Source organism: Micromonospora sp. NBC_00421 (assembly GCF_036017915.1).
In the GTDB taxonomy this organism is placed as follows: domain Bacteria; phylum Actinomycetota; class Actinomycetes; order Mycobacteriales; family Micromonosporaceae; genus Micromonospora.
This window is the reverse complement of sequence record NZ_CP107929.1, coordinates 6,738,581-6,758,958: the sequence shown is the minus strand read 5'-3', so window position 1 is coordinate 6,758,958 and position 20,378 is coordinate 6,738,581. Positions and strand designations below refer to the sequence as shown.

Genomic DNA, 20,378 nt, shown 5'->3' with positions numbered 1-20,378 from the left:
CGGCTGGCGGACCGGCGCGGTTTCGCTGATGTGGCGGTGTCCCCGCGAAAGGACACCGCCACACCGCCGACATCGTGTCGATCGTCAGCTGGTTTCGCCGGCGATGCTGAAGGAGCGGAGCCGGTCGATCGCCAGCACGGTGAAGCCGATGCTCACCAGGGCGGTCAGCACCCCCGCGACAGGCACCGAGACGGTGGTCGACAGCAGCGCGGTGGGGGCCATCCGGTCGGCCAGGGCGATCACCCACTGCTGGATCGACAGCACCTTGGTGCCGCTGACGAAGTTGCCCAGCAGCCCCTCCCAGATCAGCACGTACACCAGGCCGAGCAGCACCGGCCGCCGGGTGACCAGGCTGAGCGCCAGGAACAGCGCCGAATAGGCGAGCGCGCCCAGCGCCGAGGCGGCGGCGAGGGCCAGGCCGAGGCGTACCGAGTCGGCCAGCACGCCCGCGACGTAGAGCGGCACGGCGACGGTGGCCGCGCTGACCCCGGCGGCCACCGCGAGTTTCGGCAGCACGATCTGCCAGCGGGGCAGCGGCTTGGTCAGGATGTGCACCACCGTGCCGTCGTCGATCTCCGCGCCGAGCACGCCGGTGCCGACGATGAGCGCCACCACCGGCAGCACCACGGCCAGGCCGAGGCCGACGAGCACCGGCTGGCCCCACTCACCCGGGTCCACCCCGAGCGACCGGCAGAGCACGGCGAGCAGCACCAGCACCGCCGGCAGCGGCAGCAGCATGAGGAACCGGCGGCGGCCGAAGAGCCCGCGGGCGGTGATCCAGGAAACGGTCGACATCAGGCCTCCACCAGGTAGGAGAAGACGCTCTCCAGGGACTCGTCCTCGGGGGTCAACTGTCGGACCCGGATCTGCTGGGCGAGCGCGATCTTGGGCAACGCCCGGGTGAACGCGCCGTAGTCGCCGGCCCGTACGGTCAGGCCGGTCTTGTCCAGCTCGACGCCGGTGACCGACGGGTCGGCCATCAGCGCCACGGCCAGCGCCCGGTCGTCGGTGGAGCGGACCGCGAAGACGTGCGGTCGGTTGGTCATCAGCCGGCGGATGGTCCGGAAGTCGCCGGAGGCGGCCAGTCGACCGGCCACCATCACCTGCACCGTGCCGGAGACCTGCTCGACCTCCTCCAGGATGTGCGAGCTGAACAGGATCGTCCGCCCGGCGTCGCCGAGGGAGTGCAGCAGGCCCATCATGTGCAACCGTTGGCGCGGGTCCATCCCGTTGAACGGCTCGTCGAGCAGCAGCACCTGCGGGTCGTGCACCAGCGCGGCGGCCACCCGGGTCCGCTGCCGCATCCCCTTGGAGTACGTGCCGATCCGGCGGTCCTGCGCGTCGGTCATCTCGACCAGCTCGATCGCCCGCCGGGCGGCGGCCGCCGGGTCGGGCAACCGGTGCAGCTTGGCGCTGGCCAGCACGAACTCCTTGGCGGTGAGGAAGGAGTGCACCGCCTCCCGCTCGCTGACCAGCCCGAGCCGGCGGTAGACGGCCGGGTTACGCCAGGTCGACTCGCCGTCGAGGGTGAGCGTGCCCCGGGACGGGGCGAGGAAGCCGGCCATCATGTGCAGCAGGGTGGTCTTGCCGGCGCCGTTCGGGCCGAGCAGGCCGGTCACTCCGGAGCCGAGCCGCATGGTGACGTCGTTGACCGCCACCACGTTGCCGTACCAGCGGGAGACCCCGGCGAGGTCCAGGGTGCTGGTGACGACCGTCGGACGGGTGTCGGTGTCGAGTGTGGTCATCGGGCGGCCACCTTCCGGTATCGCAGCAGCAGCAGGGCGGTGCAGGCGGTGACCAGCAGCACGGCGACGATCGCGTAGACCGGGCCGAAGCTGCCGATCGGCATCCCGCCGCCCTGTCCCTCGGGCACCAGCAGGTCGCCGAGCGCCCAGGTGCCCACCCCGCCGACCAGGGTCGACGGCGAGGCGAGGAAGGCCAGCTCGTTGACCGCGTGGGACGGCAGGATCGACAGCACGCCGACGATCGGGGTGGTCATCAGGAAGACCGCCACGATCCCACCGGCGGCGAAGGCCCGCTTACCGGTGAGCGAGGCGACCAGCAGGCCGATCGCGGCGAAGACCACCGCCCACAGCCCGGCGTAGAGCAACCCGGGCAGCAGGTCCAGCAGCTCGTTCCAGGCTCCGCGCAGGCCGTCGGAGGTGGTGAACGCCGCGCCCAGGAACATCACCAGCTGCGGCCCGCCCAGCAGCAGCCAGAGCGCGCTGACCAGGGAGAGCAGCTTGGCCAGCGCGTAGTCGTCGCGCGGCAGCGGCCGGGAGAAGTACAGCGGGAGTACGCCGCTGCGCAGGTCCCGGGAGACCAGCTCGGGGGCGGCCACCGCGACGAAGAAGATGACCAGCCAGCTCATCGCGTCGGCGAACTGGGCGTACGTCATCACCACCTGGCCGAGCTGGCTGCGGACCGCGGTGAGGCCGGCGGCCACCACTGTCACGATGCCGACGACCAGCCAGGGGAAGATCTTCGCCTTGGCGCTGCGGCCCAACCCGAAGACCGTCCGCAGGCCGTGCAGGTAGAGCGCGCCGAAGACGTGCCGGCGGCCCAGCCTCGGGCCGGTGTAGCGCTGGTAGCCGATGTCGTGGATGACGCCGGTCGGCTCAGGCATTGCTGGGCTCCCTCGGGGCGAAGAGTTCGGCCACCCGGTGCCGGCGCTGGTCCAGCCGGTGCAGCGGCAGGTCCAGCTCGGCGACCGCGCCGAGGATCAGGTCGTAGGTACGCTCGTCGACGAGCGGGACGAGCAGCATCCGGCCGTCCCGGGTCACCGGCAGGTCGAGCGCGGCGAGTCGGCCGGCCAACTGGTCGGTGCCCTCGCTGACCTCGACGGCGAGCACGTCGGTGGCCGAGGTCATCGCGTCGATCCGGTCGGCGCGCAGCAACCGGCCCCCGTCGATCGCGACCAGGGTGTCGCAGATCCGCTCCACCTCGCCCAGCAGGTGCGAGCAGACCAGCACGGAGATGCCGAACTCGGTGCCGATCCGGTGGACCAGGGCGAGCATGGCGTCCCGGCCGGCGGGGTCGAGGCCGTTGGTGGGCTCGTCGAGCAGCAGCAGGTCCGGGTCGTGCACCAGCGCCTGGGCCAGCTTGACCCGCTGCTTCATCCCGGTGGAGTAGCCCCCGACCGGCCGGTACCGCTCCTCGTAGAGGCCGACGTGGCGCAGCGTCTCGGAGGCGCGCTCCCGGGCCACCGTGCGGGGCAGGCCGCTCATCCGCCCGAGGTGGGTGACGAGTTCGGCGGCGGAGAGGTCGGGTGGCAGCGCCTCGTGTTCGGGCATGTATCCGACCCGGGCGCGGACCGCCGCCGGGTCGGTGGTGGGGTCGAGGTCGAGCACGGAGACCCGTCCGCTGGTCGGCGGGAGCAGGCCCAGCAGGATCTTGATCAGGGTGGACTTGCCGGCGCCGTTCGCGCCGACCAGCCCGATGATCCCCGGCTCGACCGCGACGGTCAGGTCGGCCAACGCGGTGACCCGGCCTCCGTACGTCTTGGTCAGCGACTCGGTCGCGATCAGTGTCACGTCCGCCAGCCTAGGGAGCGGCCACCCTGGCAGGTATCCGGAATCGCCCGGGGACTTCCCTGAGGTCGGTGACGGCCCTGAGGTCGGTGACGGGACGCGGGCCTGGTGCCGGCCCGCGTCCCGTCGGCTTCAGCTCCGGGCGATCACCTCGTGCTTGCCCAGGCTCTCGGTCCGCTGGCCGATGAGGGTGCGTAGCCGGGCCACGTCGGAGTCGACGGCGGCGGCGTCCGCCCCGTCGACCTTCTTCAGCACCGTGCTGATCGCGGTGAGTGACTCCGCCGCCTTCCCGCTGCCGAAGACCTGTCGGTACAGCTCCCGGTAGGCGTCCTCGTAGGTCGCCTTGAAGGCGGCGCTGGCGAGGAAGCGCTCCTTGAGCTTGTGGCCCATCATCATCCCGCCGCGCGGGCCACCACCCTCGTTGTCCGCGCCCCGGGCACCCGGCCCGGCCGGCTGCCCGGGTGGCCCCCCGGCCTGCTGACCGGCCTGCGGCCCCGGCTGCTGGCCGGTCCCGCCCGGTGCTGCCTGGCCCGGGGGCGCACCGTTGACACCGACCGCGCCGGGGAAGCCCCGGCCCGTGCCGAACCCGCCACTGTCGTGCGGGCCCTGGCTGGCGTTGCCGCTGAAGGTCAGGTTGTGGTCCCAGCTGATCACGCTGAACTTCTTCGTCCCCAGGTCGTACCAGAGGTAGTAGTTCTTCCCCGGGCCGGCCATGTCGTCGAAGTTGAGCAGCAGGTTCTGCAACGCGACGTACCGGGCGAAGGACGCCACGTCCACCCTGTCGGCGAGGTGCGCGTCGAACTCCTCGTCGCTGGCCGAGTTCACCCACCGGATCAGGTTGATCACCGGTTGCAGGTCCTGGCTGCCCTTCATGGTGATCTGCTTGAAGTCGTCGGCGTACTCGGTCGGGTCGTCGCCCTGGTCGGTGAAGCTGCCGCTGGCCAGCGACTTGTAGAGCACCCCTGTGCCGTCCATCTGATCGGCGAAGTGCTCGTCCGGGTGCTCGACCAGCAGCCGGGCGGTGGTGGGCCGGTCGTTGACGCTGAACGAGGAGTACGCGTACCGCTGCGCGGCCTCACCCGTGGCGTCCAGCAGCGACAGCGACAGGGCCTCGTTGAGCACAGTCGAACCGCCGCCCATGCCGCCCACCCGGACGGCCACCTCCCGGTGCCCCTGGTAGCGCCGGCCGTCGACGAACTCGTCGAAGCTGAGCAGCCACGGCAACGTCTCCGGTTCCTCGGCCTTCAACGCCGCCCGGGTCATCCCACCGGGGAACTGACCACCACCGGCCTGCTGACCACCGCCGGCCTGCTCGCCTGCTCCGGGCTGCTGGGCGCCGGGAGCAGCACCGTCCGGCGGCCCGCCGCCGGGGAACCCGGCGCCCTGCGGCGGCCCGCCGTCGGGTGGCCCGCCCGGGAACCCGCCGCCCGGTCGCGGCCCACCGCCGTCCTCACCCCGGCCCCCGAAGGGCCGCGTCTCGCCCTTCCAACTGAGCTGGCCGAGCGTCGAGTTGCCCTTGAGCCGGATGCCCACGCTGGGGATCGTGGTCCCGTCGACGGTCAGGTCGGCCTCGACGTACTCCTTCTCGCCCTCCTTCCAGTAGGCGTCGAGCATCCGCTCGTAGTCCGCGTTCCGGAACGTCAGCGAGATCTCGTGCGCTCGACCGGCGTCGAAGAGGTCGACGGTGCCGGGGATGTCCACGCTCACCACGTCGCCCCCGGAGCTTCCGGTGCTGGTCACGTAGGGGCGGATCCGTTCCGTCCCCAGCACCAGGGTCAGCACGGCGAGGAAGGCCGCGCAGGTGGTGAGCAGCTTCCAGTTCTGCCGCACCCGGACCGGCAGCCGGCGACGCAGCCGAGGCGGCAGCACCGACCGGGTACGCAGGGACTGCGCCATCACAGGTCCGTCTGGTCGTAGCCGGTCAGCACGGTCACCCGTTGGCCCGAGGTCCGCTCACTGAGCGCGCTGATCAGGTCGCCCGGCTCGCCGCCCTTCTTCAACCGGACCGTGTACGTCATCTCGGTGAGCGCACCGGCCCGGATCGTCTCCATGCTGACCAGTTCGAACTCGGTGGTGTGCCGGACCAGCACGTCCTGGATGTCGGCGGTGTGGTTGCCGCCGGCCGGGACCTGGACCTTGACGACCTGCCGCTGCACGTTGAGCACGAACCAGTTGAACCGGTACATCACCACGATGATCAGGCTGATCGCCACGGCGGCGGCGACGGCCAGGCTGTAGAACCGGGTGCCGCAGGCCATCCCGACGCCCATCACCAGGAAGATGAAGCCGACGTCGCGGGTCTCCTTGATGGCGTTGCGGAACCGCACCACCGACAGCGCGCCGACCAGGGCGAAGGCCCGCGCGATGTTGGAGCCCACCACCAGCATGATCAGCGAGATCAGCATGCCCAGGATGATCAGCGTCTGGACATACGACTGGCTGTACGACACGTTGCGGTGGGTGGCCCGGTAGACCCAGCCGATCATGGCGCTGAGCAGGAAGGACAACGACAGCGTGAGGGCGATGTCGCCCGTGCTGAAGGTGCCGGACAGGTCCTGGAACGTGATGTCCATCGGGGTTCAGGCCTCATTTCTCGGGGTGGGGGCCACCAGGTCGGCAGCGGGATCGGCATCCTGGACGTGGAAGATCGAGCGCGGCACCCGGCCGAACGCCTCGACGCTCTGGCAGTACTTGGAGACCCGCACCACCGACAGCTCGGCCCGGCCGGCCAGGTCGGTGAGCCAGTACGGGACCCGTTCGTTCGCCTTGACCTCGACGATCGACTTCGAGGCCGGAATGATCAGGCGGTTCTCGGCGTCCGCGCCGAGGTGGAAGTCGCGGTCCCGGCCGCGTACCCGGTGGTCGAGGGTGACCCGCAGGCCGAGGTCGGCCCCCTGGCCGACGAACGCCTCACGCTGGTAGCCGGTCATCGCCACCGGGCGCAGGTCGAGGCCGGAGACGAGTTCCAGCACCTCCTCGACGAAGCCGCGCTGGGAGGGATCGTGCTCGATCATGACGCGCTCGTCGCAGAGTCGGCGGGCCACCCGGTAGGGCACGGCGATCCGGCGCTTCTGGGTGACCCGGTTGACCCGCTGCTTGATCTCGACGTGCACGGTCCCGTCGTCGGTCACGCCGGACCGGTCGCCGTAGTGGCGTACCCGCAGCTTGCGACGGAACTTCAGCCCTTCGATCTTCTCCCAGTAGAAACGCAGGTCGGTGGTGTCGTAGTAGACGCTCCAGACGCCGTAGCCACCGTCACCGCCGTGCGCGTCGGGCGTCATCCGGGCGGCGAGTGCGGCCCGCAACGCCGGCACCTTCGTCGTCTCGACCAGGTACTTGATCTCGTACCGGTTGAACGCGTGCAGCTTGCTCGGCGCCCGAAGGGCGTGGCCGGCATGGTCGGTGTCACCGGGAGGGGGCGACGACTCACGATGCCCTCCGGCGGAGGGTTCGGCGATGGTGGACGGATCGGATCTTGGGGTCCGGCGGGGGAACCGTAGTCGCATGCGGTGGGCGCTTTCTGATCGCGAAAGGGTCGCCGGTAGCTAAGGTGACCGGACCGGAAAGTCGATGTGAACGACCTATGAACGAGCTATGGATCGTGGATGTCCGACGGTGGTAAGGCTTTCGTAACGCCGCCGGCCGGTGATCGGCCGCCGTGGTCCGGCGAGACTGGGCGGCATGTCCCGTCGCCTGTTGCGTACCCCGCTGACCTGGGTCGCCGTCGCCGTTCTCGGCGTCGGCACCGCCTTCGGCCTGTACTGGTTCCAACCCTGGAAGGTGGTGACCGACAACCAGGTCGACGAACAACTCTCCGAGGTGGACGCCGCTCCGGCCGGCACCACCCCGATCGACGCCCCCGGCACCGCGCCCACCGGGGCCACCCCCGCCGGCACCACGTCGACCACCCCGGCCGCAGGGACAGGGACCTCCGCCGGCAGCCCCACCAGCACCCGGCCGGTGGTGCTCAGCCGGGGGGAGTTCGTCAGCCACGAGCACGACACCTCGGGCACCGCCCGGATCGTCCGCACCGCCGACGGCCGGCACCGGCTGGAACTGGTCGGCCTGGACACCTCCAACGGCCCCGACCTGAAGGTCTGGCTGACCGACCAGCCGGTACGCCCCGGCCGGGCCGGCTGGGACGTCTTCGACGACGGCCGCCGGGTGGAGTTGGGCCGGCTCAAGGGCAACCGGGGCGACCAGGCGTACGCCATCCCGGCCGGCACCGATCTCGCCGAGTTGACCAGTGTGGCGATCTGGTGCCAGCGGTTCGCCGTCTCGTTCGGGGCCGCGCCCCTGGTCGCAAACGGTTGAGCGGCACCCGCCGACCGGTCGGCGCGGCGCTCCGTTGATCCACTTCGGGGCGGGAGTGGAGTGGCGCTCTCGACCGATCGCCGGTCGGCTGAGAAACTGTGAGCCGGTCGGCGAGTGAGGGGTACGGATGAGCAACGGTTCAGTGCTGCCCGAGGACGTGTTGCGGGATACTCCCGCGTACGCACCGCGCCCCGGTGAGCTGGCCGATCTGGAGTTGCTGCTGAGTGGGGCGTACACCCCGCTGGCCGGCTTCATGACCCGCGCCGACCTGGCCTCGTCGCAGCGTCGGGGGCGGCTGGCCGACGGCACCTCCTGGCCGGTCCCGGTGACCCTCCAGGTGCCCACCCCGGTCGCCGAGGGGCTGGACCCGGCCGACCCGGGGCGCCGGACGCTGGTGCTCACCGACGGCGAGGGCGCTCCGGTTGCCGCCCTGGAGGTGACCGACGTCTGGCCGGTCCGCGAGGGCGTGGCCGGGCTGGGTGGGCCGGTCCGCCGGCTCGGCGACGGCGGGCACGGCCCGTTCCAGCGGCTGCGCCGGGGCCCGGACGAGGTACGTCCGCTGCTGCCCCCGGGCCGGGTGCTCGGGGTGATCGCCGACCGGCCGCTGCACCGGCCACAGCTGGCGCAGATCGCGCACGCCGCCCGTACCCTCGGGGCCCACCTGCTGGTGATGATCCCGGTCGGCGAGGACGGCGCGGGCGGGCTGCCCACCGAGGCCCTGGTCCGCAGCGTCTTCGCCGCCCGGGACCGGATGCCTCCGGCGACCCTGGTCGCGGTGCCGTTGCCCCGCCGTACCGACGAGATCAGCGACGCCCTGCTGCGGGCCCGGATCTCGGCCGCCTACGGGGTGACCCACCTGCTCTCCACCGGCGGCATGCTCTCCGGCGCCGGGCTGCGGGTGCTGGTCCCCCGCGAACTGGCCTACGACAGCCGGGACGGCCAGTGGCGCTGGCGGGACGACATCCCGCCGCGCAACCGCAAGCTGGCACTGAGCGAGGCGGAGATCGACGACCTGCTCGACAGGGGGTTCCCGCTGCCCGAGTGGCACACCCCGCCGGCGGTGGCCAAGGAGCTCAGTCGGGCCCGCCCGCCGCGCCGGCACCGGGGGCTGGTGGTCTTCCTGACCGGGCTCTCCGGTTCCGGCAAGTCGACGATCGCCCGGGGCCTGGCCGATCTGCTCCGGGAGCAGGGCGAGCGGACGATCACCCTGCTCGACGGGGACGTGGTGCGCCGGGAGCTGTCCGCCGGGCTGACTTTCAGCCGGGCCGACCGGGACGCCAACGTACGCCGGATCGGTTGGGTGGCGGCCGAGATCGCCCGGCACCGGGGGGTGGGCATCTGCTGCCCGATCGCCCCGTACGCCCAGGCGCGGGCCGCCGTCCGGGAGATGGCCCGGTCCGCCGGGGCGGGCTTCCTGCTGGTGCACGTGGCCACCCCGCTGGAGGTCTGTGAGCAGCGGGACCGCAAGGGCCTGTACGCCCGTGCCCGCGCCGGCCTGCTCACCGGCATGACCGGGATCGACGACCCCTACGAGACGCCGACCGACGCCGACCTGGTGGTCGACACCACCGACCAGAGCATCGAGGAGGCGGTACAGGCGGTGATGCACCACCTGACCGAGACGGGGTGGGTGGAGCCACGGCTGCCGTCCGCCTGACCGGGGGGTGTCCGTCCGCCTGACCGGAGGTCCGCCCGCCTGAGCCGAGGGGGTTCCACTTCCGCCGCTGCCTGCTGCGCGCTAGTGTTCAATCTTGTTGAAACACGTTCGAGCGCGTGTGGGTGTGGAGAATCCGGGAGGTGCGGCGGATGCTGGCGCGGCAGCGACAGGCGACCATCCTCGACCGGGTCCGGGCCGCCGGTGGCGTACGGGTCACCGAGCTGGCCGCCGAGTTCGGCGTCTCCGACATGACCATCCGGCGTGACCTGGACACGCTGCACGACCAGGGCCTGCTGGCCAAGGTGCACGGCGGTGCCACCGTCACCGGGCCCGGCTCGACCGACGAGCCGGGTTTCCACGCCAAGTCCGTCCGGCAGTCCACCGAGAAGGCCGCCATCGCCGGCCACGCCGCCGAACTGGTCCACCCGGGTGCCGCGATCGCCCTCTCCGCCGGCACCACCACCGCCGAGCTGGCCCGGCGGCTGGTCGACGTCCCCGGGCTGACCGTGGTGACGAACTCCCTGCCGGTGGCCGAGATCCTGCACACCGCCGGCCGACCCGACCAGACCGTGGTGCTGACCGGCGGGGTACGCACCCCGTCCGCCGCGTTGGTCGGCCCGCTGGCAGTGGAGGCCATCCGCTCGCTCCACCTGGATCTACTCTTCCTCGGCGTCCACGGGATCACCGAGCGGGCCGGTTTCACCACCCCCAACCTGATGGAGGCGGAGACCGACCGGGCCCTGGTGGAGGCCGCCGACCGGCTGGTCGTCCTCGCCGACCACACCAAGTGGGGCACCGTGGGCATCTCCTCCATCGTCGGCCTGGGCGCCGCCGACGTGCTGGTCAGCGACGACCGGTTGGACCCCGAGGCGCGCCGGGTGATCGACGAGAAAGTGGGCGAATTGGTGATCGTGACAGGCACGGGCCGGGCGACCGGGCAGGAGACGACGCGGTGAAGCGTACGGCGATCGAGTTGGCCGACGGCCGCGAGCTGATCTACTTCGACGAACGGGACGACGCCCTCCGGGACCAACCGGACCAGCGGGAACTGCCCCCGCCCCCGCCGGCCTCCCAACTCCGCTACGACCCGCTCACCGACGAGTGGGTGGCGGTGGCGGTGCACCGGCAGACCCGGACCTTCCTCCCGCCGGCCGACCAGTGCCCGCTGTGCCCGTCCCGGGGCGAGCGGCACAGCGAGATCCCCGCGCCCGACTACGACGTGGCGGTCTTCGAGAACCGGTTCCCCTCGCTGAGCCAGCGGATCGCCGACGAACCGGCCGAGATCACCCCGTTCACCCCGGTCCGCCCCGGCCAGGGCCGCTGCGAGGTGGTCTGCTTCACCGACGACCACCAGGCCTCCTTCGCCAGCCTCTCCCCCCGCCGGGTCCGGCTGGTCCTCGACGCGCTGGCCGACCGGACGACGGCGGTCGGCGCGCTGCCCGGCGTCGAGCAGGTGTTCTGCTTCGAGAACCGGGGGGTGGAGATCGGGGTGACCCTGCACCACCCGCACGGCCAGATCTACGCGTACCCGTTCGTCACGCCGCGTACCCGGTCGCTGCTCGCGGCGGCCCGCCGGCACGCCGACCGCACCGGTGGGCGCAACCTCTACGCCGACGTGCTCGCCACCGAGCGGGCCACCGGCGACCGGGTGGTCACCGCCAACGAGCACTGGACGGCGTACGTCCCCGCGGCAGCCCGCTGGCCGTTCGAGGTGCACGTCGCACCACATCGGCCGGTTCCCGACATCCCGGCGCTCGACGACGCCGAGCGGGACGCCTTCGGGCCGCTCTACCTGGACGTGCTGCGCCGCTTCGACGGGCTGTTCGACCTGCCCATGCCGTACATCTCGGCCTGGCACCAGGCACCGGTGCGGATCGACCGGGAGCTGGGCCACCTGCACCTGCAGTTGTTCACCGTCCGCCGGGCGAAGGACAAGCTGAAGTACCTGGCCGGCTCCGAGTCCGGCATGGGGGTCTTCATCAACGACATCGCCCCCGAGCGCGCCGCCGAACTGCTCCGCGCCGCCTGACCCTTCTCCCGGATCTCCCCGGCCGACCGCGCCGGGGCGCACGCCGTCCAGAGCCGGCCCGGACCGGTCCGACCCGCTCGCACCGCATGCTGCCCGGGTAGCCCGGTCGCGCCCGCATGCTGCCCGGTCCGGCCGGGCGCACCCGCGCGCCGTCCGGAGCGGCCGGACCGACCCGCACGCCGTCCGGAGCGGCCGGACCGACCCGCACGCCGTCCGGAGCGGCCGGACCGAGAAGCGGCGAACGAGGGCGGGAACGGCCGACCGGAGCAGCCGGCCACGGCAGGGCCCCCAGCGTCGTCAGGACGACTCTGCGGAACCCGTGCCGACCGGACCGAGAAGGCCGGAGCGGGGACGGGAACGGGCCGACCGGGGCGGACAGCACCGACCAGGGCGGACAGCACCGACCGGGCCGGGGCAGGGCGTGGACAACGTGGAACAGGGCGCGGGGGGCCCGGGACAGGGCCCCCCGCGGGGAAGGGACGGCTGGCTGTGCGAACAGCCGGGAAGGCTGGCCGGTCGGTGGTCATTGCCACGGCGACCACGGACAACCTCTCCTGGACGCGACTGGCACCACGTCCACCCCGCTCAACGACCTGTCACCATCCCCGGTGACGAGAGCGACGCGCGCTCACCCGATAGGGGGCAGCGGCCCTCGCCGGCCCACCCGATCACCCCGCCCTCCGGGAGGGCATCGCCCTGGATCCTGAAAAAGTGGCCTCCCCGGCAATCGATGCCACTCTTCCCACGATCGAGCGCGACCATGCCGGGCGGGCCCGGGGGCAGGGGCGGGGGCGGCCATGCCGGGTGGGGTGGGGACGGGTGGGGTCAGGGGCCGGGTGGGGTCAGGGGGTCAGGGGCCGGGTGGGGTCAGGGGGCCGGGTGGGTCGGCCGGTACGACGGAACCCGCCGGCGGGCTGCCGGCGGGTTCCGTGGGTACGGGCGAGGATCAGGCGCCGATCTTGCGCGCCAGGTTCTCGTCGAGGGTGTTCATGAACTCGTCGGTGGTCTGCCACGGAGCGTCCCGCGAGATGAGCAGTGCGAGGTCCTTGGTCATCTGGCCGGCCTCGACGGTGTCGACGATGACCTGCTCCAGGGTGTCGGCGAACTCGGTGACCGCCGGGGTGCCGTCCAGCTTGCCCCGGTGGGCCAGGCCCCGGGTCCAGGCGTAGATCGAGGCGATCGGGTTGGTCGAGGTCTTCTCGCCCTTCTGGTACTGCCGGTAGTGCCGGGTGACCGTGCCGTGCGCGGCCTCCGCCTCGACGGTACGACCGTCCGGGGAGAGCAGCACCGAGGTCATCAGGCCGAGCGAGCCGAAGCCCTGCGCGACGGTGTCGGACTGCACGTCGCCGTCGTAGTTCTTGCAGGCCCAGACGTAGCCGCCCTCCCACTTGAGCGCGGCGGCGACCATGTCGTCGATGAGCCGGTGCTCGTAGGTGATGCCGGCGGCGGCGAACTCGTCCTTGAACTCGGTCTCGAACACCTCGGCGAAGAGGTCCTTGAACCGGCCGTCGTACGCCTTGAGGATGGTGTTCTTGGTGGACAGGTAGACCGGGTAGTTGCGGTCCAGGCCGTACCGGAACGAGGCGCGGGCGAAGTCCCGGATCGACTCGTCGTAGTTGTACATGCCCATGGCGATGCCGCCGCCGGGGAAGTTGGCGACCTCCAGCTCCATCGGGGCGCCGCCGTCGGCCGGGGTGTAACTGATGGTCACCGTGCCCGGACCGGGCACCACGAAGTCGGTGGCCTTGTACTGGTCACCGTGGGCGTGCCGGCCGATGATGATCGGCTTGGTCCAGCCGGGCACCAGCCGGGGCACGTTGGACATGATGATCGGCTCGCGGAAGACGACACCGCCGAGGATGTTGCGGATGGTGCCGTTCGGCGACCGCCACATCTTCTTGAGGCCGAACTCCTCCACCCGGGCCTCGTCCGGGGTGATGGTCGCGCACTTGACGCCGACGCCGTGCTCCTTGATGGCGTTGGCGGCGTCGATGGTCACCTGGTCGTCGGTGGCGTCCCGGTGCTGGATCGACAGGTCGTAGTAGTGCAGGTCGACGTCGAGGTAGGGCAGGATCAGCTGCTCCCGGATCTGCTTCCAGATGATCCGGGTCATCTCGTCGCCGTCGAGCTCCACGACCGGGTTGTTTACCTTGATCTTCGCCATCGGCCGGCGCTCCTCTCGGGGGACACGTGCTCAAGCAGTACGAGCGTACTGGAAACTGGTCGGCGGCACCGAGCCGGCCTCGGCCCGGGAGCCGTGGCCGGCACCGATCGGCCGGAAATCACCGTGCGGGGCGCTGCGGATTCCTGCCAGCATGACCAGCCGTACCCTCGGTCTATCACGGCCACCGCCCTCACCGACGGTGACGGACCGTTCTTCCAACCTCGCGCGGAGGCGTTTCCCGACGCCAACGCCGCCCACTGGCGCGAGCCGGACCGGCGGGAACCCGCCTCGGCGACCCCCGCCCCCGTCCAACCCCGGTGATCAAGAGGTTTCGGTCAGAAACTCGCTCTGGCGTGACCGAAACCTCTTGATCACCGGACCGGGGCCGGGCCGGGGCCGGGGCCGGGCGGGGGGTGGGGCCGGGTGGGGGGTGGGGCCGGGGGGTGGGGTGGGAGACGGGAGAGGGGCGGGCCGGGGGGAGCCGGCCCGCCCCTCCGGGCGGTGTTCAGGGGTTTGTCACATGCTGGCTACGTCGGCCTGCTTGGCGCGGACGGCCTCGGCGGCCTCCTTGAGGCTGGCCAGCTCGTCGGCGTCCAGGTCGGTCTCGACGACCCGCTTGACGCCCTCCGCGCCGATCTCGGCCTCGACGCCCAGGTAGACCCCGGAGATGCCGAACTCACCGTCGACCCAGGCGCAGACCGGCATGACCGCGCCGGAGTCCTCGGCCACCGCCCTGGCCATCCGCGCGGCGGCAGCGGACGGGGCGTAGTAGGCCGAGCCGGTCTTGAGCAGCGCGACGACCTCGGCGCCACCGTTGCGGGTCTTGACGACCAACTCCTCGATCTGTTCGGCCGGCATCGCGTCACGCAGCGGCTTGCCGTTGACGGTGCTCTGCGACGGCACCGGGACCATCGTGTCGCCGTGCGAACCGAGGGTCAGCGTCTTCACCGACTTCACCGGCACCTCGAGGGCCTCGGCGACGAAGTTGGTGAACCGGGCGGTGTCCAGCATGCCGGCCTGGCCGAGCACCCGGTTCTTGGGGAACTGGGTGGCGAGCTGGGCCAGCGCGGTCATCTCGTCGAGGGGGTTGGACACCACGATGACGACGGCGTTCGGGGCGTACTTGGCGACGTTCTCGGCGACCTGCCGCACGATCTTGGCGTTGGTCTCCAACAGGTCCATCCGGCTCATCCCCGGCTTGCGGGGCAGACCCGCGGTGATCACCACGACGTCCGAGCCCTCGATGGCCTCGTAGCCCTCGCCGTTGGGGCCGGTGGTGGCGCCGACGACCTTGGTCTCGAAGCCCTCGACCGCGCGGGACTGGTTGAGGTCCAGCGCGAGACCCGCCGGCTTGCCCTCCACGATGTCGGTGATCACGACCGTGTCGAAGACGTCGTACTCGGCCAGGCGCTGTGCGGTGGTGGAGCCGTAGAAACCAGCCCCGACGACAGTGACCTTCTTACCCATGGTCGTCCCACTCCCTGCTACCAGTCGGTTTTCCCGACCGTAACAGTCATCGTGGGACCGTTCAGGCCAGGGGCGGCGGCCGTCCCCGGGATGGGGTCAACGTCACCACCGCCCGGTTCCCGACGAGCGGCGAAGCGGACGGCGGACACCACGGCGGCGGGCACCGCCACCGAGCGGGGCGGATCAGCGCGTGCCGGCGACACCCCGCGCCCGACGGATCAGCGCACTCACCGGATCAGCGCACTCACCGGATCAGCGCACTCACCGGATCAGCGCGCTCGGCCGGGTCAGCCGCGCTCGGCGCGTTCGACGACGTTGGTGAGCAGCATGGCCCGGGTCATCGGGCCGACGCCGCCCGGCATCGGCGCGAGCCGACCGGCGACCTGCGCCACCTCCGGGTCCACGTCGCCGGTGTACCGCCCCTTGCCGTCGTCCCCGATCACCCGGGTGATGCCGACGTCCACCACGGTGGTGCCGGGGGTGACCATGTCGGCGGTGAGCAGGCCGGGCACCCCGGCGGCGACGACGACGACGTCGGCGGCGCGGGTGTGCGCGGCGAGGTCCAGGGTGCCGGTGTGGCAGAGGGTGACGGTGGCGTTCTCGCTACGCCGGTTGAGCAGCAGGCCGAGCGGGCGGCCGACGGTGTTGCCCCGGCCGACGAGGGCGACGTTGGCGCCGCGCAGCGGCACGTCGTATCGACGGAGCAGCTCGACGATGCCGCGCGGGGTGCAGGGCAGCGGGCCGTCGTAGCCGAGCACCAGCCGGCCCAGGTTCACCGGGTGCAGGCCGTCGGCGTCCTTGTCGGGGTCGATCATCTCCAGGGCCCGCTGGGTGTCCAGGTGCGCCGGGAGCGGCAGCTGGACGATGTAGCCGTGGCAGGCCGGGTCGGCGTTCAGCTCGGCGAGCACGTCGTCGAGCTGCTGCTGGGTGGCGTCGGCGGGCAGCTCCCGGCGGATCGAGGCGATGCCCACCTCGGCACAGTCGCGGTGCTTGCCGTTGACGTAGGCCTCCGAGCCGGGGTCCGCACCGACCAGGACGGTGCCCAGGCCGGGGGTGACACCTCGCTCGGCCAGCGCCTTGACCCGTACCCGCAGCTCGTCCTTGATCTCGGCCGCGGTCGCCTTGCCGTCCAGGATGATCGCCGTCACGACCAGATCGTCTCATGGCCGGCGGACGGCGGGTCGACGACGGGGAAGCATGACTTTCCGTAACGTGCCGTAAGTCACTGATTGTAATCAAATGGAGAACGGGCCACCGGGCGCGCCGGACGGCCGGGTCGCACCGGGCATGGGCCGGACGGGTGGTCCGCGACCCGCCAGAGACGTAGATCCGGGGCCACCAGCCCCCGGGCCAGGCCTCGACTCACCACGACGAGCAGCCATTTTGACCTCTTCCTCTATCAGATGCACCGCCTGGCGACAAGGGCGCGGGCGGTGACCCGTTATGCGTTCGCAACGCTCCCGTTGTCGATCGGCCGCCCCCGACCTACCGTTGCCAGACGTTGCGCAGAGTCACCCAGCGCCGGGTTCGGCTGCGCTACGTGATGAGATGAGGAGACCCCCATGCGTGTGCGCAGGCTTGCTGCCTGGACCGCTCTCCCGCTCGCGGTGACCCTGGGCCTGGCGGCCTGCGGCTCGGGCGGCGGCAGCGGAACCGGCCAGTCCGACCCCGACGCGGCCGTGCGGATCGAGATCGCCGAGCCGCAGCACCTGGTGCCGACCAACACCAACGAGACGAGCGGTTCGCAGGTGCTCGCCGCCCTGTTCAGCCCGCTTGTCGACTACGACGAGGCCAACAAGCCGTACGAGGTGGCCGCCGAATCGGTCAGTTCCTCGGACAACAAGGTCTGGACGGTCAAGCTCAAGGACGGCTACACCTTCCACAACGGCGAGAAGGTCACCGCCGACAACTACCTCGACGCCTGGAACTACGGCGCGTACGCCCCCAACGGGCAGAACTCCAGCTACTTCTTCGAGAAGATCGCCGGGTACGCCGACCTCCAGGGCGACAAGCCGGAGGCGGAGCGGATGTCCGGGCTGAAGAAGGTCGACGACCTGACCTTCACCGTCACGCTGACCGAGCCGTACAGCGAGTTCAGGTCGATGCTCGGTTACACCGCCTTCTACCCGCTGCCGAAGGCCGCCTTCTCGGGGCCCGGCGTGCTGAAGGAGGGCTACGAGCAGGCCCCGGTCGGGCAGGGCCCGTTCCGGATGAAGGGCTCCTGGCAGCACGACGCCAAGGTCGAGGTGGAGCGCTACGACGCCTTCCCCGGCGAGCAGCCGAAGGTGGGCGGCGTCGAGTTCCGGATCTACCAGCAGCCGACCGCCGCGTACGCGGACGTGCTCTCGGACAACCTCGACGTGATCAAGACGATCCCGACCGAGAACCTGTCTACCGCCGGCACCGACCTGGGTGACCGGTTCCAGCAGAGCCCCGCCTCGTCGCTCCAGGTGCTGGCCTTCCCGACCTTCCAGAAGGAGTTCGGCAACCCCGAGGTCCGCAAGGCCATCTCGATGGCGATCGACCGGGACGAGATCACCAGGTCGATCTTCAAGGACTCCCAGCAGCCGGCCCGCTCGTTCGTCTCGCCGGTGGTCGCGGGCTACCGGGAGAACACCATCGGCGCGGCCGGCGAGTTCGACCCGGCCAAGGCGAAGGCGACGTACGAGGCCGCGGGCGGCCCGAAGAAGATCGAGCTGTCGTACAACGGCGACGGTGGGCACAAGGACTGGATCGACGCGACCTGCAACCAGCTCAAGGCAAACCTGGGCGTGGAGTGCGTAGGCACCGCCGAGCCCAAGTTCGCCGACCTGCTGACCAAGGTCAAGGCGAAGCAGCCGGTGGGCCTTTTCCGGATGGGCTGGGTGATGGACTACCCGTCCATGGAGAACTACCTGGGCCCGCTGTACAGCACGAACGGCTCCTCGAACTACTACGGCTACAGCAACCCCGAGTTCGACAGGCTGCTGGCCGAGGGCGCCAAGGCCCCGAACGAGGAAGCCGCGGTCAAGAAGTACCAGGCGGCGGAGGACCTGCTGGCCAAGGACATGCCGGTGATCCCGCTGCGCTACGGCCAGAACAACTTCGGGCACTCGACCAAGGTGAAGAACGTCCAGATGGACCTCTTCGACCGGGTCGACCTGCTGAAGATCGAGGCGGTCAGCTAGTCCGGACGGCGGCGGCAACGGGGCCGTCGGCGGACGCAGCCGGCAGGACGGGTCGGGTCATCGGTGGACGGTGACCCGACCCGCCTCCATCTTCGCCCCTTTTCGGCAAGACTGCACAGTATGTTCCGCTTCGTTCTGCGGCGTCTGCTCCAGATGGTCCTCGCCTTCTTCGGGACCACGCTGATCGTGTACGCCCTGATGTTCGCCGGCCAGGGCGACCCGATCCAGGCGCTGGCCGGCGAACGGCCGGTCACCCCGGCCCAGCGGGCGTACCTGACGGAGAAGTTCCACCTCGACCGGACCGGCGTCGGCGGCTTCTTCTACCGCTACCTCGACTACCTGAAGAACCTGCTCCAGGGTGACCTCGGCCAGTCGCTGACCGGCCGGTCGATCGGGGACATCCTCGCCGCCGCCTGGCCGGTCACCGTCAAGCTGGCCCTGATCGCGATGGCCGTGACGATCCTGTTCGGGGTCACCGCCGGGGTACTCGCCGGCATCCGCCGGGCCGGTCTCTTCGACAACGCCACGCTGGTGCTGACCCTGCTGGTGCTGGGCATCCCCACCATCGTGCTGGCCCCGCTCGCCCAGTACCTGCTCGGCGTCCGGTGGCCGCTCTTCCCGCCCACCGCCGGGGCCGACCCCGACCTGTTCGCCCTGCTGCTGCCCGGCATCGTGCTCGGCTCGCTCTCGCTGGCCACCGCGCTGCGGCTGACCCGCACCTCGGTCGCCGAGAACCTGCGCGCCGACTACGTACGGACCGCCCGGTCCAAGGGCCTGCTCCGGCGGCGGATCATCGGCGTGCACGTGCTGCGCAACTCGCTGATCCCGGTGATCACCTTCCTCGGCGTCGAGCTGGGCAACCTGATGAGCGGCGCGATCATCACCGAGGGTGTGTTCAACATCCCGGGAGTGGGCTTCAACCTGTTCCGGGGCATCCGCACCGAGGACGGCCCGCTCGTGGTGGGCATCGTCAGCGTGCTCGTCGTCGTCTATCTCGTCGCCAACCTGGTGGTGGACGTCCTGTACGCCGTCCTCGATCCGAGGATCCGCTATGAGTGAGCGCAGTGAGGTGCCGGCATGAGCGACTTCGAGACGGTCGCGGCGACGGAGGACCAGGCCGCCCGGCGGGGGGTCTCCGGTGAGCCCGGCACGCCCGACCGGGTGGGCGTACCGCAGAAGCCCCGCAGCCTGGCCGGGGACGCCTGGCGCGACCTGCGCCGCAAACCGGTCTTCTGGCTCAGCCTGGTGCTGGTCGTGCTGGTCACCGCGATGGCCGCCGTACCGTCGCTGTTCACCGCCAACGACCCGCGCGACTGCGTGCTCTCCCGCCAGCACGCCGGGGCGTCCGGCGGGGCCGTCTTCGGGTACGACTTCCAGGGCTGCGACACGTACGCCCGGGCGGTCTACGGGGCGCGCGCCTCGCTGCTGGTCGGCGCGGTCTCCGCGCTGCTCACCGGGATCATCGCGCTGGTCGTCGGGATGGTGGCCGGCTACTTCGGCCGGTGGGTCGACGCGGTGCTCTCCCGGGTGATCGACATCGTGCTCGGCATCCCGCTGCTGCTGGCCGCGATCGTGCTGCTCAAGCGGGTCAGCACCAGCAGCGACACGGTCCGGCTGTTCGCGGTGATCTTCGTGCTGGCGGTGCTCGGCTGGACCACCGCCGCCCGGGTGGTCCGCTCCTCGGTCATCACCGCCAAGGAGCAGGACTACGTCGCCGCCGCCCGGATGCTCGGCGCGGGCGACGGCCGGATCATGTGGCGGCACATCCTGCCCAACGCGCTCGCCCCGGCGATCGTGGTACTGACCATCGCACTCGGGTCGTTCATCGCCGCCGAGGCCACCCTGAGCTTCCTCGGCATCGGCCTGAAGGCCCCGACCATCTCCTGGGGCATCGAGATCGACGCCGGCCGGGTGCACATGCGTGAGTCGGCGACCCCGCTGGTGGTCCCGTCCGCCTTCCTCGCGCTGACAGTGCTCGCCTTCATCATGCTGGGCGACGCCATCCGCGACGCCTTCGACCCGAAACTCCGGTGATCGTCATGCAGGCCAC

At 71.2% G+C, this 20,378-nt stretch carries 17 protein-coding genes; 7 read left to right on the top strand and 10 right to left on the bottom strand.

All coding sequences use genetic code 11. The features are described from left to right. Positions 1-84 precede the first annotated feature (84 nt). The 7 genes from OHQ87_RS29160 to OHQ87_RS29130 all read right to left on the bottom strand — a co-directional run bounded on the left by OHQ87_RS29160 (position 85) and on the right by OHQ87_RS29130 (position 7,036). The gene (locus OHQ87_RS29160; protein ID WP_328343079.1) at positions 85-795 is read right to left on the bottom strand and encodes an ABC transporter permease; all 711 of its coding nucleotides are present in this window, start codon (positions 793-795) and stop codon (positions 85-87) included. After that, positions 795-1,745: an ABC transporter ATP-binding protein gene (locus tag OHQ87_RS29155; RefSeq protein WP_328343077.1), complete on the bottom strand. Its 951-nt coding sequence runs from the start codon at positions 1,743-1,745 to the stop codon at positions 795-797. Before OHQ87_RS29155 ends, OHQ87_RS29160 begins: the two co-directional genes overlap by 1 nt. Beyond that, on the bottom strand, positions 1,742-2,626 hold the full coding sequence (locus OHQ87_RS29150) for an ABC transporter permease (RefSeq protein ID WP_328343075.1): 885 nt from the start codon (positions 2,624-2,626) through the stop codon (positions 1,742-1,744). The genes OHQ87_RS29155 and OHQ87_RS29150 overlap by 4 nt, the downstream gene beginning before the upstream one ends. Beyond that, on the bottom strand, positions 2,619-3,476 hold the full coding sequence (locus OHQ87_RS29145) for an ABC transporter ATP-binding protein (protein WP_442930864.1): 858 nt from the start codon (positions 3,474-3,476) through the stop codon (positions 2,619-2,621). The genes OHQ87_RS29150 and OHQ87_RS29145 overlap by 8 nt, the downstream gene beginning before the upstream one ends. A gap of 186 nt (positions 3,477-3,662) precedes the next feature. After that, a complete protein-coding gene (locus tag OHQ87_RS29140; RefSeq protein WP_328343071.1) occupies positions 3,663-5,426 on the bottom strand; it encodes a CotH kinase family protein in 1,764 nt (587 codons plus the stop codon). Beyond that, positions 5,426-6,103 (bottom strand): DUF4956 domain-containing protein, encoded by a 678-nt coding sequence (locus OHQ87_RS29135; protein WP_328343069.1) that lies wholly within the window; start codon positions 6,101-6,103, stop codon positions 5,426-5,428. Before OHQ87_RS29135 ends, OHQ87_RS29140 begins: the two co-directional genes overlap by 1 nt. Positions 6,104-6,109: 6 nt before the next feature. Beyond that, on the bottom strand, positions 6,110-7,036 hold the full coding sequence (locus OHQ87_RS29130; RefSeq protein ID WP_328343067.1) for a polyphosphate polymerase domain-containing protein: 927 nt from the start codon (positions 7,034-7,036) through the stop codon (positions 6,110-6,112). Between the two features lie 175 nt (positions 7,037-7,211). Between OHQ87_RS29130 and OHQ87_RS29125 the strand changes: the two genes are divergently transcribed. The 4 genes from OHQ87_RS29125 (at position 7,212) to galT (ending at position 11,530) form a co-directional block, all read left to right on the top strand. Further along, the gene (locus OHQ87_RS29125; RefSeq protein ID WP_328343066.1) at positions 7,212-7,844 is read left to right on the top strand and encodes a DM13 domain-containing protein; all 633 of its coding nucleotides are present in this window, start codon (positions 7,212-7,214) and stop codon (positions 7,842-7,844) included. 127 nt (positions 7,845-7,971) lie between these two features. Further along, the gene (gene cysC, locus OHQ87_RS29120; RefSeq protein ID WP_328343065.1) at positions 7,972-9,501 is read left to right on the top strand and encodes an adenylyl-sulfate kinase; all 1,530 of its coding nucleotides are present in this window, start codon (positions 7,972-7,974) and stop codon (positions 9,499-9,501) included. A gap of 149 nt (positions 9,502-9,650) precedes the next feature. Further along, positions 9,651-10,457 carry a DeoR/GlpR family DNA-binding transcription regulator gene (locus tag OHQ87_RS29115; RefSeq protein WP_328343064.1) on the top strand — a complete coding sequence of 269 codons (807 nt, stop codon included), beginning with the start codon at positions 9,651-9,653 and terminating at the stop codon, positions 10,455-10,457. Continuing rightward, on the top strand, positions 10,454-11,530 hold the full coding sequence (galT, locus tag OHQ87_RS29110) for a galactose-1-phosphate uridylyltransferase (RefSeq protein WP_328343062.1): 1,077 nt from the start codon (positions 10,454-10,456) through the stop codon (positions 11,528-11,530). Before OHQ87_RS29115 ends, galT begins: the two co-directional genes overlap by 4 nt. 946 nt (positions 11,531-12,476) lie before the next feature. Here galT and OHQ87_RS29105 read toward each other — a convergent pair. From OHQ87_RS29105 to OHQ87_RS29095, 3 genes are all read right to left on the bottom strand, one after another. Further along, complete coding sequence (locus OHQ87_RS29105; RefSeq protein WP_328343060.1) at positions 12,477-13,694, bottom strand: NADP-dependent isocitrate dehydrogenase; 1,218 nt, start codon at positions 13,692-13,694, stop codon at positions 12,477-12,479. Positions 13,695-14,210: 516 nt separating this feature from the next. Beyond that, positions 14,211-15,161: a malate dehydrogenase gene (locus tag OHQ87_RS29100; RefSeq protein ID WP_328343058.1), complete on the bottom strand. Its 951-nt coding sequence runs from the start codon at positions 15,159-15,161 to the stop codon at positions 14,211-14,213. Between the two features lie 287 nt (positions 15,162-15,448). Continuing rightward, a complete protein-coding gene (locus OHQ87_RS29095; protein WP_328343056.1) occupies positions 15,449-16,309 on the bottom strand; it encodes a bifunctional methylenetetrahydrofolate dehydrogenase/methenyltetrahydrofolate cyclohydrolase in 861 nt (286 codons plus the stop codon). Positions 16,310-16,723: 414 nt separating this feature from the next. On the opposite strand from OHQ87_RS29095, the gene OHQ87_RS29090 reads away from it, so the two are divergent. The 3 genes from OHQ87_RS29090 to OHQ87_RS29080 all read left to right on the top strand — a co-directional run bounded on the left by OHQ87_RS29090 (position 16,724) and on the right by OHQ87_RS29080 (position 20,362). Then, a complete protein-coding gene (locus tag OHQ87_RS29090; protein WP_328343055.1) occupies positions 16,724-18,328 on the top strand; it encodes a peptide ABC transporter substrate-binding protein in 1,605 nt (534 codons plus the stop codon). 120 nt (positions 18,329-18,448) lie between these two features. Continuing rightward, complete coding sequence (locus tag OHQ87_RS29085) at positions 18,449-19,387, top strand: ABC transporter permease (RefSeq protein ID WP_328343054.1); 939 nt, start codon at positions 18,449-18,451, stop codon at positions 19,385-19,387. Between the two features lie 18 nt (positions 19,388-19,405). Next, positions 19,406-20,362: an ABC transporter permease gene (locus OHQ87_RS29080; RefSeq protein ID WP_328343052.1), complete on the top strand. Its 957-nt coding sequence runs from the start codon at positions 19,406-19,408 to the stop codon at positions 20,360-20,362. Positions 20,363-20,378: the final 16 nt, after the last annotated feature.